The sequence below is a fragment of the Streptomyces sp. NPDC045287 genome, from assembly GCF_056432325.1.
Genome location: NZ_JBWKJG010000007.1, coordinates 121,860 through 136,994, shown reverse-complemented (window position 1 = coordinate 136,994; position 15,135 = coordinate 121,860). Strand labels below are relative to the sequence as shown.

General features: G+C 73.3%; 14 protein-coding genes and 1 pseudogene. 11 read left to right on the top strand and 4 right to left on the bottom strand.

The window, feature by feature from the left end; translation table 11 throughout:
• Positions 1 to 51 precede the first annotated feature (51 nt).
• The 6 genes and pseudogenes from AC07D6_RS14145 to AC07D6_RS14120 form a co-directional block, all read left to right on the top strand.
• Positions 52 to 330: pseudogene (locus AC07D6_RS14145) on the top strand (XRE family transcriptional regulator); the annotation flags it as partial.
• A 293-nt stretch (positions 331 to 623) separates the two neighbouring features.
• Positions 624 to 1,871 (top strand): helix-turn-helix domain-containing protein, encoded by a 1,248-nt coding sequence (locus tag AC07D6_RS14140; protein ID WP_479044229.1) that lies wholly within the window; start codon positions 624 to 626, stop codon positions 1,869 to 1,871.
• Positions 1,872 to 2,025: 154 nt separating this feature from the next.
• Positions 2,026 to 2,319, top strand: coding sequence for a hypothetical protein (locus AC07D6_RS14135; protein WP_479044226.1), 294 nt, complete (start codon positions 2,026 to 2,028; stop codon positions 2,317 to 2,319).
• Positions 2,320 to 2,324: 5 nt separating this feature from the next.
• A complete protein-coding gene (locus AC07D6_RS14130) occupies positions 2,325 to 2,891 on the top strand; it encodes a DUF6415 family natural product biosynthesis protein (protein WP_479044223.1) in 567 nt (188 codons plus the stop codon).
• A complete protein-coding gene (locus tag AC07D6_RS14125; RefSeq protein WP_479044221.1) occupies positions 2,888 to 3,517 on the top strand; it encodes a hypothetical protein in 630 nt (209 codons plus the stop codon). The genes AC07D6_RS14130 and AC07D6_RS14125 overlap by 4 nt, the downstream gene beginning before the upstream one ends.
• On the top strand, positions 3,504 to 4,379 hold the full coding sequence (locus AC07D6_RS14120) for a hypothetical protein (RefSeq protein WP_479044219.1): 876 nt from the start codon (positions 3,504 to 3,506) through the stop codon (positions 4,377 to 4,379). The genes AC07D6_RS14125 and AC07D6_RS14120 overlap by 14 nt, the downstream gene beginning before the upstream one ends.
• 178 nt (positions 4,380 to 4,557) lie before the next feature.
• Here AC07D6_RS14120 and AC07D6_RS14115 read toward each other — a convergent pair whose 3' ends face one another.
• Entirely contained in the window at positions 4,558 to 6,963 is a 2,406-nt protein-coding gene (locus AC07D6_RS14115; RefSeq protein WP_479044216.1) for an HAD-IC family P-type ATPase, read from the bottom strand.
• Positions 6,964 to 7,293: 330 nt separating this feature from the next.
• Positions 7,294 to 7,560 carry a DUF2530 domain-containing protein gene (locus tag AC07D6_RS14110; protein ID WP_315877125.1) on the bottom strand — a complete coding sequence of 89 codons (267 nt, stop codon included), beginning with the start codon at positions 7,558 to 7,560 and terminating at the stop codon, positions 7,294 to 7,296.
• 169 nt (positions 7,561 to 7,729) lie between these two features.
• Here AC07D6_RS14110 and AC07D6_RS14105 point away from each other — a divergent pair, with 169 nt between their 5' ends.
• Complete coding sequence (locus AC07D6_RS14105; RefSeq protein ID WP_315877124.1) at positions 7,730 to 9,175, top strand: NCS2 family permease; 1,446 nt, start codon at positions 7,730 to 7,732, stop codon at positions 9,173 to 9,175.
• Positions 9,176 to 9,240: 65 nt separating this feature from the next.
• Here the strand turns inward: AC07D6_RS14105 and AC07D6_RS14100 are convergent, their stop codons facing one another.
• Complete coding sequence (locus tag AC07D6_RS14100; protein ID WP_479044214.1) at positions 9,241 to 10,212, bottom strand: helix-turn-helix domain-containing protein; 972 nt, start codon at positions 10,210 to 10,212, stop codon at positions 9,241 to 9,243.
• A gap of 251 nt (positions 10,213 to 10,463) precedes the next feature.
• Here AC07D6_RS14100 and AC07D6_RS14095 point away from each other — a divergent pair, with 251 nt between their 5' ends.
• Complete coding sequence (locus tag AC07D6_RS14095) at positions 10,464 to 12,119, top strand: MFS transporter (RefSeq protein WP_479044211.1); 1,656 nt, start codon at positions 10,464 to 10,466, stop codon at positions 12,117 to 12,119.
• Here AC07D6_RS14095 and AC07D6_RS14090 read toward each other — a convergent pair.
• On the bottom strand, positions 12,104 to 12,286 hold the full coding sequence (locus tag AC07D6_RS14090; protein ID WP_315877121.1) for a ribbon-helix-helix protein, CopG family: 183 nt from the start codon (positions 12,284 to 12,286) through the stop codon (positions 12,104 to 12,106). The genes AC07D6_RS14095 and AC07D6_RS14090 overlap by 16 nt on opposite strands.
• Before the next feature lie 205 nt (positions 12,287 to 12,491).
• Between AC07D6_RS14090 and AC07D6_RS14085 the strand changes: the two genes are divergently transcribed.
• From AC07D6_RS14085 to thpR, 3 genes are read left to right on the top strand one after another with little or no spacing between them, the layout of a single operon-like run.
• Complete coding sequence (locus AC07D6_RS14085) at positions 12,492 to 12,941, top strand: MarR family winged helix-turn-helix transcriptional regulator (protein ID WP_479044209.1); 450 nt, start codon at positions 12,492 to 12,494, stop codon at positions 12,939 to 12,941.
• Between the two features lie 30 nt (positions 12,942 to 12,971).
• Positions 12,972 to 14,360, top strand: coding sequence for an MFS transporter (locus AC07D6_RS14080; RefSeq protein ID WP_479044206.1), 1,389 nt, complete (start codon positions 12,972 to 12,974; stop codon positions 14,358 to 14,360).
• 12 nt (positions 14,361 to 14,372) lie between these two features.
• Complete coding sequence (thpR, locus tag AC07D6_RS14075; RefSeq protein WP_315877118.1) at positions 14,373 to 14,954, top strand: RNA 2',3'-cyclic phosphodiesterase; 582 nt, start codon at positions 14,373 to 14,375, stop codon at positions 14,952 to 14,954.
• Positions 14,955 to 15,135 lie beyond the last annotated feature (181 nt).

The following is a 15,135-nucleotide window of genomic DNA, read 5'->3' as shown; positions in this document are numbered from 1 at the left end:
GCCCGACCACATCGCCCGGCTCACCGCCGCACCAAAGGTCAACGCGGCATGACCACCGTACGGCAGACGGCGCGGGCGGACGCGGTGACGATTCCGTCCCGGCCGCGCCGGGCCCGGCACCGGATCGAGGAGGCCCGGGGGTATCAACTGGACGGGCAACCGGACGTGGCACTCGCGACGCTTGTGCAGGCGCACGAAGCGGCGCCGGAGACGATCCGGTACAACGGCTACGCCAAGAAGATCATCTTGGAAGAGGTGGAGTCGCGGGTGACGGCCCGGCGGCGGCGCGCTTCCGACCTCGCGGTGCGGGTGGGCCTGCTCGCTGCCTGACGAGGGGTATGGACTTCTGCCTCTTCCACGGGCGGACACTCTTATGGAGCGACTTGACGGTATCGAGTCGCGGCTGGCCCGTGACGAGCACGAGCCACACCCGAAACAGCGGATCGTCGCACTGGGACGCGGCGGACCACGTGGACCAGGACATCAACGGCTCACCCCCCATGTCGGTTCATGACGTTGAAAGCGCCCTCTGCCCTCCCCGAAATGGGGGGGAGCAGAGGGCGCTTTTCGGCATCTCTCAGAGGAGTACCGTTCTGAGTGTCTAGGTCAGAACGGAGTTCGGTATGCCCGACAGCACTGACATCCCACCGCCCCGTGCCGGGGATCGACTCAGAGACATTCGGCTCAGTCGCGGCCTGACACAGGAGGGTCTGGCCGAGCGCGCCGGCCTCAGCCTCGGAGTGGTTAAAAAAATCGAGCGAGGTGGGAACGCGCGCCTGGAGACGTACCACGCCCTCGCGCGAGCGCTCCAGGTACGCACCTCCCAGCTCCTGGAGCCCTCGGGGCCCCACGAGACCACCCGAGACGATCACGACAAGATCGATCTGATGCCGCTCCGACAGGCGATCTCACCACCGATGACCCTGTCCGGGCAGTTGCTGGTGAACGACACTGTCGATGGCGATCCGGACCTTCACCGACTACGGAGCACCGCGTCCGCGCTTGCCACGTCGTACTACGGCGACGACTACGCGAAGTTGGCCGAGCTCCTTCCCGCCCTGGTCCGGTCCGCGCGGCTCGCGGTCGCCCACTACGACACCGGTCCCCAGCACGTGGAGGCACTGCGGCTGCGCGCGGATGTCCTCCAAATGGCTGGCCGGTACTTGACGCAAGTGCGTGCCTACGATCTGGCGCACACCGCCCTCCGCGAGTCGGTGTCCGATGCGGTGGCTGCTGCTGATCGCACCAGTGCGGCTTCTGCCGTCTACCTCCAGGGCTGGACGTTGATTCGTCAGGGCCGCCTGGACGAGACCGAGGCCCTGGCCATCGCCACCGCTGACGACATCGAGCCTCGAATCTCCCGGGCCTCCCGGTTTGAGCTGGGCATCTGGGGGCGCCTACTGATTCGCGCATCCTCCGCTGCCGCGCGCAACAACCGGCCGTCCGAGGCCCGGCAGATGCTGCGCCTCGCACGCACGGCAGGGGCCGCGCTCGGTGGGGGAACAGCACAGCACCCGTACGGCTGGGGAGCGTTCAACTCGGGCGCCGTCGCCCTACAGGCCGTCGAGAACCACGTGGTGAGTCATCGGCCGGACAGGGTGCTGGGGCTCGCTGCGCGCATCGCCGCGTCCTCCATCTCGATGACGTCGAACACCAGGTGGCGCCACTACCTGGACATTGCTCAGGCTCACGCCCAGGTGGGACATGGGCGTCAGGCCACAGAAGTCTTGGCGCAGATCCACGACCAGGCGCCGGAGTGGCTGCGGCATCAGCAACTGGCCACCTCGATCTTCCGGGACGCCCTGCGGTCCACGGGACGACGGTTGACGCGTGATCAGCGGCAGCTCGCGGCCTACTTCGGCGTGACGTAAGGACTATGTTCCGTAGCCTTTCGCCACTTCAGGAGTGACGTAAGGCTACGGAACGTGACTGTTCGGGGGTAAGGCGGAGCCATACGTTCACAGCGAGGACGCCGCGAGAAGGGCCTAACTGTCCGCGCGGCATGTCACCACGCTGGAGCACCCCATGTCGATGATCGAGAGCGTCGCCCACTGGGCGGTCACCTTCCTCGCACGACGGCGCGCACCCGCCCGCCACGCCCCCGCCCACGCGGCGCGGGCGTTCGGGCGCCGTCTCTACACCGTCCGGCAGGCGCCGCCCGCCTGGAACGGCGCCGTTTCCGCCGGGCGGCGGCCCGCCGCGTACCTGCCGCGTGCCGCCGCGTGGCCCCAGGTGCTGGTCGAGGACGTCAGTCCCGTGCGTCCGTACGTCCTGCCGTCCGCCGAGCGGGTCCGGTTCTTGGGCGGGGGTACGTTGTGACGGCGTTGTCCGATCAGGCGCAGGTGCTCGCGCCGGTGATACGGCTCGACGTGGAGACCCTCCGGTCCGCTCCGTGGGGCGAGTTGCACGGCCGGTCGTGCGCCCGCTGCGGGACCGGGTTGACGCCCGAGACGGCCGTCGAGCTCGCCCGGCACGACTACAAGCACGACGACTGGGCGAACCACATCAGCTCGTGCCGGCCGAGGCTGTGTCGGCGCTGCGTACCGCTGCAACTGCGCGACACGGCGTCGGCCGTCGCGGCCGTCGCGGCCGACGACGCCGAGCCGCCCGTACCCCACCAGTTGCCCGCGCTGGTCTCCCGGCTCTCCGTCGCGCTGGGCGCGCTGATCCCCGTCGTAGAGGCGGCGGCCGTACGGCACCCGGCCGGGTCGCTGCGCCGGGTGTGCGCCGAGGCCGGTCTCGCCGAGGCCCGCGTACGGCTGGCGCACCCGCCCCGCCTGGGCGACCGGGGTCGGCGCTTCGCCCACGCGCAGCGTCTCGCGCGCTCCGTGGTCTGCCTGCTCGACCACGTCGCCCGGCTCACCACCGCACCGAAGGTCGGTACGTCATGACCGGTACCCCCGACCCCTACGCCGCCTGGGAGTGGCTGGCGCAGGCGCACCCCGCGCCCGACCACGCCCTGCGGCTGCTCCTGCGGCACGGCCGCGCCGCCCTGGAGACCGGCCTTCGGTGGGACGCGGTCCAGGTCCCCGAGACCACCGGCCTGCTCGCCCTGGAACTGGTACGCGGACCGGCGTTCCGCGACACCGCCCGGGGCGCCGTGCTGTTCCTCGTCCCGCCCACGGACGGCTGGGGCGCACGCGGCACGGCGTACCTGACGGACGGCACCATGGTGTGCGTCCCGGCACCCGACACACGCTCCCCGGAACCCGCCGACGCGCGTTCCCCGGAACCCGTCGACCCGCCGGACCTGTACTGGCTGACACCACCGGACGGCTCCGACACCCTCACCGACCCCGTCACCCTCTTCGAAGTGCTGGCAGCCTCGGGCCCGGACAAGGAGGGCCCCCTGTGGTGCGCCCTGTGCGGCCGGCCCGGGCCCACCACCGTCACCCACCGGCCCGGCCCGAGCGGTGGCGGCACGCACGTGCCCGCCCACGAGGCGTGCGTCGTCGCCGGGATCGTGCACGGTCGCGTACACCTCCGGGAAAGCCGGGCGGATCGTGAGGGCGCATGAGCCCCGGTGGTGGCACGACACGGTGGGCGCCGTCGAGGCCGACCTGGCCGCGCTCGGGCTGGCACCCACCTACACCACGCGGGCCGGAATCACCTACGAGACGCGGCCCGAGGGGCTGGGCTGGTGCCGGGCCCGGTACGCGCCCGAGGAGGCGTGGCCGCCGGGGGCGGACCTCTGCGTGGTCGTGGAGTGGCACCCCGACGTTCGCTACCGCCGGGACCACTCCACCGGGCGTCTCCCGCCCGGCGCCGCCGAGCACTGGCGCGAGCGCGTCGCCGCCACGGTGGAGGCCCTGCGGTCCCGGGGGTACGCGGCTGCCGTCACCGGACCGCCGCGCGGGCCCCACCTCGTCCCCCGCGAGGAGATCCTCTGCTGGCGGACCCCGCCCGGCACGCCCGTCTGGCACCCCCCGCCCGGCGCCTGGGACGGCGTTCCTCCGGCACGGCCGAACTACGAGCACCGCTTCCACCACCGGGGCGAAACGGACCCGGTCCGCGAAGTGGAGACCCTCCTGGGCCTCCGGCTGGAGGACACCACGCTGCTGGGGACGCGCACGCGCCCGGACCCGCACCCGGACCGGCGCCCGCGGGTGGTGGTGAGGCGGGCGAGTCCCGTGCTGTGGCCGCCGGGCGCCCACCGGTGCGTGCGGGTCGTCTGGGCGCCGGCGCCCGCGTACCGCCGGCGGAACGACGGGACGGTCCCCGAAGGCGCGTCCGACCACTGGGACGCCGGGGTCCGGCGGGTGCACGGCGCCCTGCGGGCCGCGGGCCACCGGGTCCGTACCGCTGCGCGTCCGCGCTCATCGGAGACGTACGAGGAGGTCGGCCTCCTCGCCTGGCGCGACACCGCCCCCGACGCGTGAGACTCCGCGCACTGGAACCCGTCTGGCGGTGACCACCATCCCGGCCGGCGCCTCCCCATGAAGGCCGGCGGGGCCTCGGCGTACGGGGTCCGCGAGCGGTGCGCCGGTCGCGGCCGGGCGCGCCGGTGGCCAGGGCGAGGCCATCGGTGGTCAAGGCGAGGCCGCCGGTGCCCGGGGCTCAGGCCGGGATCCGTCGTTCCACCCACCGCCACGCGACCTCCAGCAGTACGGCGGCGGCCACGGCGATGCCGGTCGCCGCCCACGGCACCGTCGTGCCCACCAGCCTCAGCGCGAAGAAGTCCTGGAGCCGGGGCACGGCGAGGACCAGCAGGAACACCCCGCCCATCGCCGCGACCAGCGCCAGCCGCCACCACGTGTACGGCCGGGCGATGATCGCCAGCACCCACAGCGACACGAGGAACAGGGTGAGCGTGGCCGCGCTGGTCTCGGCGGCCAGGGCACCCGGCCCGCTGTAGTACCGGGCGGCGAGCAGGTACGTGGTGAAGGTGGCCGCCGCCGCGACGAGCCCGGCCGGGAGGGCGTACCGCATGACGCGCCGGACGAAGTGCGGCTGGGCGCGCTCCTTGTTGGGGGCGAGCGCCAGGAAGAACGCGGGCACGCCGATGGTGAGCGTGGACAGCAGGGTCAGGTGCCGGGGCAGGAACGGGTACTCGACGCGGGCGGCGACGACGAGGACGGCGAGCAGCATCGAGTACACGGTCTTCGTCAGGAACAGCGTGGCGACGCGCGTGATGTTGCCGATGACGCGCCGGCCCTCGGCGACGACGGCGGGGAGGGTGGCGAAGCTGTTGTCGAGGAGGACGATCTGGGCGACGGCACGGGTGGCCTCGGAGCCGCTGCCCATGCTGACGCCGATGTCGGCGTCCTTGAGGGCGAGCACGTCGTTGACGCCGTCGCCGGTCATGGCGACGGTGCGCCCGCGGGACTGGAGGGCGCCGACCATGTCGCGCTTCTGCCGCGGGGTGACGCGCCCGAAGACGACGCCGTCCTCCAGGGCGCGCGCCATGGCGTCGCGCTCCCCGGGGAGGCTCCGGGCGTCGACGGCGTGCTCGGCGCCGGGCAGGCCGAGCTTCGCGGCGACGGCGCCGACGGAGACGGCGTTGTCACCGGAGATGACCTTGGCGTCGACGTCCTGGTCGGCGAAGTAGGCGAGGGTGTCGGCGGCGTCGGGGCGCAGCCGCTGTTCGAGGACGACGAGGGCGGTGGGCCGGGCCCCGCGGACGATCCGCGGGTCGTCGAGTTCACCGTTGACGCGGGCGAGGAGGAGGACCCGCAGGCCCCGCCGGTTGAGCGCGTCGGTCTCGCCGAGGGCGGGGTCGTCGCCGGGGAGGAGGACGTCGGGAGCGCCGAGGAGCCAGGAGCTGCTCTGGCCGTCGCCCTCGCTGAAGGCGGCGCCGCTGTACCCGCGGGCGGAGGAGAAGGGGAGGGCCTCGGTGCAGCGCCAGTCGTCGTTGTCGGGGTAGGCGTCGATGATGGCCCGCAGGGAGGTGTTGGGGCGGGGGTCGGAGTCCCCGATGGCGCCGAGGACCCGTTTCACGTACGCCTCGTCGGAGCCGTCCAGGAGGCGCAGTGCGGTGACGTCCATGCCGCCTTCGGTGAGCGTGCCGGTCTTGTCGAGGCAGACGACGTCGACGCGGGCGAGCCCCTCGATGGCGGGCAGCTCCTGGACGAGGCACTGCTTGCGCCCGAGCCGGATGACGCCGACGGCGAAGGCGACGGAGGTCAGCAGGACGAGCCCCTCGGGGATCATCGGCACGATCCCGCCGACCGTACGGGCGACGGAGTCCTCGACGTCGGTGTCCTTGAGGACGAGCTGGCTGACGGCGAGGGCGGCGGCGGTGGGGAGCATCATCCACGTGACGTACTTGAGGATGGTGGAGATCCCGGAGCGCAGCTCGGAGTGGACGAGGGTGAAGCGGGACGCCTCCTCCGCGAGCTGGGCGGCGTAGGCCCCGCGGCCGACCTTGGTGGCGGTGAAGGCGCCGACGCCGGCGACGACGAAGCTGCCGGACATGACGGGGTCGCCGGGCCGCTTCCGTACGGGGTCGGCCTCGCCGGTCAGCAGCGACTCGTCGACCTCCAGGTTGTCGGCCTCGGCGACGACGCCGTCGACGACGACCTTGTCGCCGGGGCCGAGCTCGACGAGGTCGCCGAGGACGATCCCGGAGGTGGGCACCTCGACGGGCTCCCCGTCGCGGCGGACGGTCGGTCTGACCTCCCCGACGACGGCGAGGGAGTCGAGGGTCTTCTTGGCGCGGAGCTCCTGGATGACGCCGATGCCGGTGTTGGCGACGATGACGAAGCCGAAGAGGCTGTCCTGGAAGGGCGCGACGACCAGCATGACCACCCACAGGACGCCGATGACGGCGTTGAAGCGGGTGAGGACGTTGCCCCGGACGATGTCGAGCACGGACCGCGAGGACCGCAGGGGGACGTCGTTGACCTCGCCCCGCTCGACCCGCCGCGCCACCTCGTCGGCCGTCAGCCCGCCGGGCCGGTACGGCGCGTCCGCCTCCTCACCGGCCTCCACGATCGCGTCCTCGGCCCTGGCCCGCTGCGTCATGCCTCCGACGGTACGGCCGTAGCCGGTCCGTCACCCTCCGAGAGGGCGCGGGGTCCGGCCCCGGTGGGACAAGAACCCTCCCGTGGCACTACACGGGGGCGGGTCGGGGGCCGGACGCCGTGGCCGGGTCGGGGGCCGGGCGCCTGGGGCCGGGGGCTTGGTCAGGCAGCGGGCCGGGAGGCCGGGGGCCCAGGAGCGAGGGCCGGTACGGGACGGGGGCGGCGCCGGGCCGGGGCCGGGAGGCCGGGAGCCCAGGGGCGAGGGCCGGGCGCCGTGGCCGATCGGGCGCCGTGGCCGATCGGGCGCCGGGGCCCAGGGGTCGGGGCTCGATCAGGCGCCGGGTCGGGGCTCGCCCTCGGCGGCGCGCCGGATGGCGGCGTCGCGCTTGCGCACGTACCAGATGCCGAGCAGGCCGAGCCCCGCGCCGGCCAGGCAGGTCCACACCCACCAGTCGAGGTCGCGGTCGGCGAACCAGCCGTAGAAGGGGACCTGCGCCAGGAAGAGGACGAACCAGATGATCGTGCCGCCGGTGACGGTGGCGACGACCGGCCCCTCCAGGGGTTCGGGCGCCTCGTACTTGGGGGTCCACTTGGCCATGCCCACATCGTAAGCGGCCCCGGAATCTACGCGCGGAGATGGCGATCATCGCCTTATATGTTCATACTGAAAACGTTTGCCGTTGGCTGGTTTTCTTAGTGCGAACGCACGAACCGCCCCTCACACGGTCGACGCCCATCCCCACCTTCCCCGCACCATGAGGTTCCGCATGCCCTCCACGGTCACCGCTCCCCCGGCTTCGCCCGGACAGCAACCGGCCGGCTCCAGCGCGCTGGACCGGTTCTTCAAGATCTCGGAGCGCGGCTCCACCCTCGGCCGCGAGGTACGCGGTGGCTTCGCGACGTTCTTCGCGATGGCCTACATCATCGTGCTGAACCCGATCATCCTCGGCAGCGCCAAGGACATGTACGGCCACCAGCTCGACAGCGGCGAGCTGGTCACGGCGACCGTGCTCAGCGCGGCGCTCTCCACGCTGCTCATGGGCGTCATCGGCAACGTCCCGATCGCCCTCGCCGCCGGCCTGGGCGTCAACACGGTCGTCGCCCTCCAGCTCGCGCCCCGCATGGCGTGGGCGGACGCGATGGGCATGGTGGTCCTCGCCGGCATCGTCGTGATGCTCCTCGTCGCGACCGGCCTGCGGGAACGCGTCATGAACGCCGTCCCCGTGGGCCTGCGCAAGGGCATCGCGATCGGCATCGGCCTGTTCATCATGCTGATCGGCCTGGTCGACTCGGGCTTCGTCTCCCGCATGCCGGACGCCGCCCACACCACCGTCCCGCTCCAGCTCGGCGCGGACGGCCACCTCGGCGGCTGGCCGATCCTGATCTTCGCGGTCGGCACGCTCCTCACCCTGGCTCTGATCATCCGCAAGGTGCCGGGCGCGATCCTCCTCTCGATCGTCGTCATGACCGTCGTCGCGGTGATCGTGAACGCCGTCGCCGAGGTCCCGTCCTGGGGCCTGACCACCCCGACCTGGCCGGGCAACCCCGTCGCGTCCCCGGACTTCGGGCTGCTGGGACAGGTCAGCCTGTTCGGCGGCTTCGAGAAGGTCGGCCTGCTCACCGGCTGCCTCTTCGTCTTCACCGTCCTGCTGTCCTGCTTCTTCGACGCCATGGGCACGATCCTGGGCGTCGGCGACGAGGCCAAGCTGATGGACAAGGACGGCAACTTCCCCGGCATCAACAAGGTCCTCCTCGTGGACGGCTTCGCCGTCGCCACGGGCGGCGCGACCTCGTCCTCCGCCACCACCTGCTTCGTGGAGTCCACGGCGGGCGTCGGCGAGGGCGCCCGTACGGGCCTCGCCTCGGTGGTGACGGGCGGCCTGTTCGGCGTGGCGCTGTTCCTCACTCCGCTCGCCACGATGGTCCCCTCGCAGGCGGCGACACCGGCCCTGCTCGCGGTCGGGTTCCTGATCCTCGCCGGGTCGGTCAAGGACATCGACTGGAGCGACTTCACCATCGCCGTGCCGGCGTTCCTCGCCATGATGATGATGCCGTTCACGTACTCGATCACGAACGGCATCGGCATCGGCTTCATCGCCTTCAGCGTGCTGCGCCTCGCCGCCGGCCGCGGCCGTGAGGTGCCGGCCGCGATGTACGCGGTGTCGGCGGTGTTCGTCTTCTACTACGCGATGCCGGCGCTGGGCCTCACGTAATCCCCGCGACCGCCGCCGGGCCGCCCGGGTTCCCGCTCCGCGGGCCCGGGCGGCCCGGCGGCGTTTTACCCGGCGACGCTCTGCTCGGCGGCGGCTTGCCCGGCGGTGGCCTGTCCGACGACGACTTGCCCGGTGGTGGCCTGCCCGGCAGCGTTTTGTCCTGCGGCGCTTTGTCCGGCGACGGCCTGCCCGGCGGCTATCTGCCCGGACAGCAGGCGCAGCGCGTCGGCCGAGGACTCGTTCCGGGGGGTGTAGACCTCCAGCCGGTGGTCGGGGCTGTCCGGCTGGAGCCAGACCTGGTAGTCGACGTCGGCGTCCCCGACGGTGGGGTGCCGCAGGCGCATGGCGCCCACGGTGCAGTCCGCGACCTCGCCCCTGGACCACAGCGCGGCGAAGTCGCCGCTGCGCATGGCCAGCTCGCCGATCAGCTCGGCCAGCCTCGCGTCGGTGGGGTACCGGCCCGCCGTGAGCCGCAGGTAGGCCACGTGCGTCCGCGCCAGCTCGTCCCAGTTCCGGTAGAGGTCGCGGGCGAGGGGGTCGAGGAAGAACATCCGGGGGACGGACGGCCGGCGCGCGGGGTCGCCGGGCGCGTCGAAGTCGACGTGTTCCGCGACGAGGGCGTGTCCGGCGCGGTTCCAGGCCAGCACGTCGCCGCGGCGGCCCAGCACGACGGCCGGCGAGCTCTCCGCCAGGGACGCCAGGAGCGCCAGGACGCGCGGGTGCGGCTTCTCGGGCCGGGGCCGGACCAGGCGCGGGACGGCGGGCCGGCGGGCGAGGTTGTGCAGGTGGACCGTCTCGGCCGGGTCGAGCCGGAGCACGCGGGCGAGCGCGTCGAGGACCTGCTGGGAGGCGGTGCCGGCCTGGTCCTGCTCCAGCCGGGTGTAGTAGCCGACGCTCACCCCGGCGAGCTGGGCGAGCTCCTCGCGGCGCAGGCCCGGTACGCGACGGGCGGTGCCGTAGGTGCGCAGTCCGACGTCGGCGGGGGTGACCCGGCCGCGGTGGGTCTTCAGGTACGTCCCGAGGCTCTCCAGCTCCATGGCCCGAGCGTAGGCGCCCCGGCCGGCCCCAGGGTGCCCCTGCGAGGGGTACCCACGGCACGGGCCTGGTTGCCGGGCGGGCGGCGGCGCACCGTCGGGGCATGGACGAACGACGAAGCTCCCCTTCCGATTCTTCCGGCCCCTCCGGCCCTTCCGGCCCTTCCACTCCCTCCCACGGCCCTTCCACTCCCTCCTCCGGTCCCTCTCCCTCTCCTCCCCCTCCCGGTGCGCGCGCCTGGCTGGGCCTGCTGGTGGTGCTCGGCCCGGTCCTGCTGGTGGCGATGGACGGGTCGGTCCTGTTCCTGGCGATGCCCCGGATCACCGAGGACCTCTCGCCCACCGCCGACCAGGCCCTGTGGATCCTGGACGTCTACGGTTTCGCGGTCGCGTCCCTGCTCGTCGCGTTCGGCGCCCTCGGCGACCGGTACGGCCGGCTGAGGCTGCTGATGGCCGGTACGGCCGTGTTCGGCGCCGCCTCGGCGGGGGCCGCGTTCGCGACCGACCCGTCCCTCCTGATCGCCTTCCGGGCGCTGATGGGCGCGGCGGGGGCCACCCTGCTGCCGTCGGCCCTGGCGGTGCTCGGCGAGCTGTTCACCGACCCGCGCCGGCGGGCGAGGGCGATCGGGATCTTCGCGGCCACCTTCGCCACCGGGTTCGCGATCGGCCCGGTCGTCGGCGGTCAGCTACTGGGCAGGTTCTGGTGGGGGGCGGTCTTCCTGATCAACATCCCCGTCGCCCTGCTGTTCCTGCTCCTGGCCCCGGCCCTGCTCCGCGAGGTGCGGGCCACCCGGCCCGGCCGCGTCGACGCCCTGAGCGTCCTGCTCTCCGCGGGGGGCGTCCTCCTGGCCGTCTACGCGGTCAAGCACACCGCCGCGGAGGGCCCCACGGCCGCCGCGGGCGTCGCGGGGATCACCGGCGTCGCCGTCCTGGGGTGGTTCGTCCGGCGGCAGCGCCGCCTGGAGCACCCGCTGATCGACGTCGGCCTCTTCCGCGACCGGGTGTTCACGATCGCGGTCGTCACCGGGCTCCTGCCCCTGGCGGCGTGGTCGGCGACCGCCTACCTCACGGGCGTCCACCTCCAGACCGTCCTCGGGCTGCCGGCGCCGCACGCGGCCCTCCTCGCCCTGCCCGGCGCCGTCGTGCTCACCGTCACCTGCGTCGTCACACCGGCGCTGGTGGAGCGCTTCGGCAAGCGGGCGGCGCTCGTCACCTGCCACTTCGGCGTCGCCGCGGGCCTGCTCCCGCTCCTGGCGACCGGCGTATCGGGCGGGATCGGCTGGTACGTGGCGTCCACCGTCGTCACCGGCGTCGGCTACGGCATCTCCTTCAGCGTCGTGGCCGACACCGCCGTCGCCGCGGTCCCCGCGGAACGCGCCGGGTCCGCGGCGGCCATCGCCGAGACCAGCAACGAGATCGGCAACGCCCTCGGCATCGCGCTCCTCGGTTCGCTCGCCGCGCTGGTCTTCCGGCTCCAGGGGCCGGACCTCGCCGGCACCCTCGACGAGACGCTCAGGACCCCCGGCCTCGCGCCCGCGGTGGCCGGCGACGCGAAGTCCGCCTTCGTCACCGGTCTGCACGCCGCCGTCGCCGTCGCCGCCGCCCTCCACACCGCGCTCGGCGCCCTCGCCCTGCGCCGGCTCCCGAAGACCGGCACCGGGGCGACCGGCACCGGGGCAGCGAGTACCGGAGCGACCGGCCCCGGGGCGGCCGGAGCCGGGACGGCCAGTACCGGGGCAGCCGGAACCGAGGCCGGGACGGCCAGTACCGGGGCAGCCGGAGCCGAGGTGACCGGCACCGGAGCGGACGGCGCCGAGACGGCCGGCACCGGAGCGGCCGGTGGAGTCACGGTCGGTTCCGGTGCGGAGCCCCCCGCCCGGGGCGTCGGCGGGCCCTACGTCAGGCCGTAGAACTTCTCCGTCTCGTCGACGGCCGCGCTGAAGCGCTCGTCGAAGTCCTCGCGGACGAGCGTCCGGACCACGTAGTCCTGGACGCTCATTCCGCTCCGCGCCGCGTGCTGCCGGACCCGGTCGAGCAGCTCTCCGTCTATCCGCAGGCTGAGCACTGTCGATCCCATGACGGACAGGGTCGCGGCAGCCTCGGCGCCCACGCGCCACTTTTCGTCGGATTATCACTCCTACGAGTGATTCACCCCCATGTTGGTACTCGCCCCGGGTCGCGAGCCCCTCGGCGGCCACTGTGGTGAAGACCACCGGCGCGCCGGCGGGGTTCCGGACCGTCCGGCTGGTCTTTAGGCAGAGTAATGAGTTATGCTAAAGAACATGCCTGACCTGTCCCGCAGCGGCCCCGGCGACGCCGACGCGGCTGCTGTGAACGCGCTCCGTTCCGCCGTCATGCGGCTGTCCCGGCGCCTGAAGCACCAGCGCGTCGACGAGTCGCTGAGCCCGACCGAGATGTCGGTGCTCGGCACCCTCGCCCGCTGCGGCTCGGCCACCCCCGGTGAGCTGGCCCGCAAGGAGCACGTGCAGCCGCCGTCGATGACGCGCATCGTCGCCCTGCTGGAGGCCAAGGGACTGGTCAGGCTGGAGCCGCATCCGGACGACCGCCGCCAGAAGGTGGTCAGCCAGACCGAGCGGGCCGAGGCCATGCTCGAGGAGTCCCGCCGCAGGCGGAACGCCTGGCTGGCCTCCCTCGCCGAGGGGCTGGACGAGGACGAGTGGGCCAAGCTGCGCGCCGCCGCCCCCGTACTGGAGAAGCTCGCGCACCTGTAGGACGACCCGAGAACGAGGAGGCGACCTCTTTTGAGGACGGGAACCGGAGAACTCTCCGCCCCCGGACACAACCCCCATCCCCCGAACCCCACCACCCGCGCCCCGCACCGCGCCGCAGGCGGCACCTTCGCCTCGCTGAAGGTGCGGAACTACCGTCTCTTCTTCACCGGGGCCATCGTCTCCAACACGGGGACGTGGATGGCCCGCATCACCCAGGACTGGCTGGTCCTGAGCCTCACCGGCTCCGCCGCCGCCGTCGGCATCACGACGGCGCTCCAGTTCCTGCCGATGCTGCTGTTCGGGCTGTACGGCGGGGTGATCGCCGACCGGTACCCCAAGCGGCGCCTCCTCGTCCTCAGCCAGGTCGCCCTCGGCCTGTGCGGACTCAGCCTCGCCGCGCTCACCCTGTCCGGGCACGTCCAGGTGTGGCACGTGTACCTGGTCGCGTTCCTGCTCGGCATGGTCACCGTCGTCGACAACCCGGCCCGCCAGTCGTTCGTCTCCGAGATGGTCGGCCCCGCGCAACTGCGCAACGCGGTCAGCCTGAACTCGGCGAACTTCCAGTCCGCCCGCCTCGTCGGCCCCGCCGTCGCCGGTCTGTTGATCGCGTCGGTCGGCAGCGGTTGGGCTTTCCTCGTCAACGGCCTGTCGTTCCTGGCGCCGTTGGCCGCGCTGCTGCTGATGCGCCCCGCCGAGCTGTACCCGTCCGCGCGCGCCCCGCGCGGCAAGGGCCAGTTGCGGGAGGGCCTGCGGTACGTCGCCGGGCGGCCCGACCTGATCTGGCCGATCGCGCTGGTCGGCTTCGTCGGCACGTTCGGGTTCAACTTCCCGATCTGGCTGACGGCCTTCGCGGACGGCGTTTTCCACGTCGGCCCCGGCACGTACGGCTTCCTCAACACGCTCATGGCGGTCGGCTCCCTCGCGGGCGCGCTGCTGTCGGCCCGGCGTGGCACCTCGCGGCTGCGGCTGCTGGTGGGGGCCGCCGCCGTCTTCGGCGCCTTGGAGATCGCCGCGGCGGTGACCCCGAGCTTCTGGCTGTTCACGCTGCTGCTCGTGCCCATCGGGATGTTCGGCCTGACCGTGAACGTGACGGCGAACTCCTTCGTGCAGCTCGCGACGGACCCGATGATGCGGGGCCGCGTGATGAGCCTGTACATGATGGTCTTCGCCGGCGGTACGCCGCTGGGCGCGCCCCTGCTGGGCTGGGTCACCGACACGTACGGCGCGCGCGTCGGCTTCGCGACGGGCGGTGCCGTGTCGTTGGCCGCCGCGGTGGTGATCGGTCTGCTGCTGTCCCGGGCGGTCGGCGTGCGGCTGCGCGTGGAGCTGCGGCCGGGGCGCCGCGTACGGCACCCGCAGGTGCGTTTCGTGCCCCGGGAAGGGCGTGAAGAGCCCGCCCGCCTCGCCGCGACGGCGTGACAGACTCGCCGCATGAGGCTTTTCGCTGCCGTGCTGCCGCCCCGTGCGGCGGTCGAGGAACTCGCGCTCCTCGTCGAGGGGTTGCGGACGCTGCCGGGCGCGGACGGGCTGCGCTGGACGGGCCGCCCCGGCTGGCACTACACGCTGGCGTTCATGGGTGAGGTGGACGAGCCCCTGTTGCCGGAGCTGTCGGAGCGGCTCGCCCGGGCCGCGCGCCGCACGCAGCCGTTCCCGCTGCGCGTCCACGGGGGCGGGCGGTTCGGCCACCGCACCCTGTGGGCGGGCGCGGCGGGCGGCCTCGACGACCTGCGGCTGCTCGCCGAGCGCTCCGACGCGGCGGCCCGGCGCTCGGGCGTCGCGATGGACGAGCACCGCCGGTACCAGGCGCACCTCACGCTCGCCCGCAGCCGCGTCGACACGGACCTGCGGCCGTTCGTGGCGGAGCTGGAGCGCTTCAAGGGGGGTCGTTGGGAGGTCACGGAGCTGGCCCTGGTCCGCAGCAACCTCCCCGCGTCGGGCGTCCCCGGCGAGGCGCCCCGCTACGAGACGATCGCCACGTGGCCCCTGGGCGGGCCGGGCCCGGCGGCCGGTTAACCTCGAAGGGTGGATCCGAAGACCCGAAACCGCATCATGGCCGCCGTCCTCGTCCTGATGTTCGCCGTCATCGCCGCGACGGCGGCGTGGCGCCCCGCGCCCCGCCCGCCCCCCCCCGCCCCCGCGGGCGCGCCCGGCGGGCCCGCGCCGACGGCGGCCGCACCCCGGCCCCGCGCGCCCG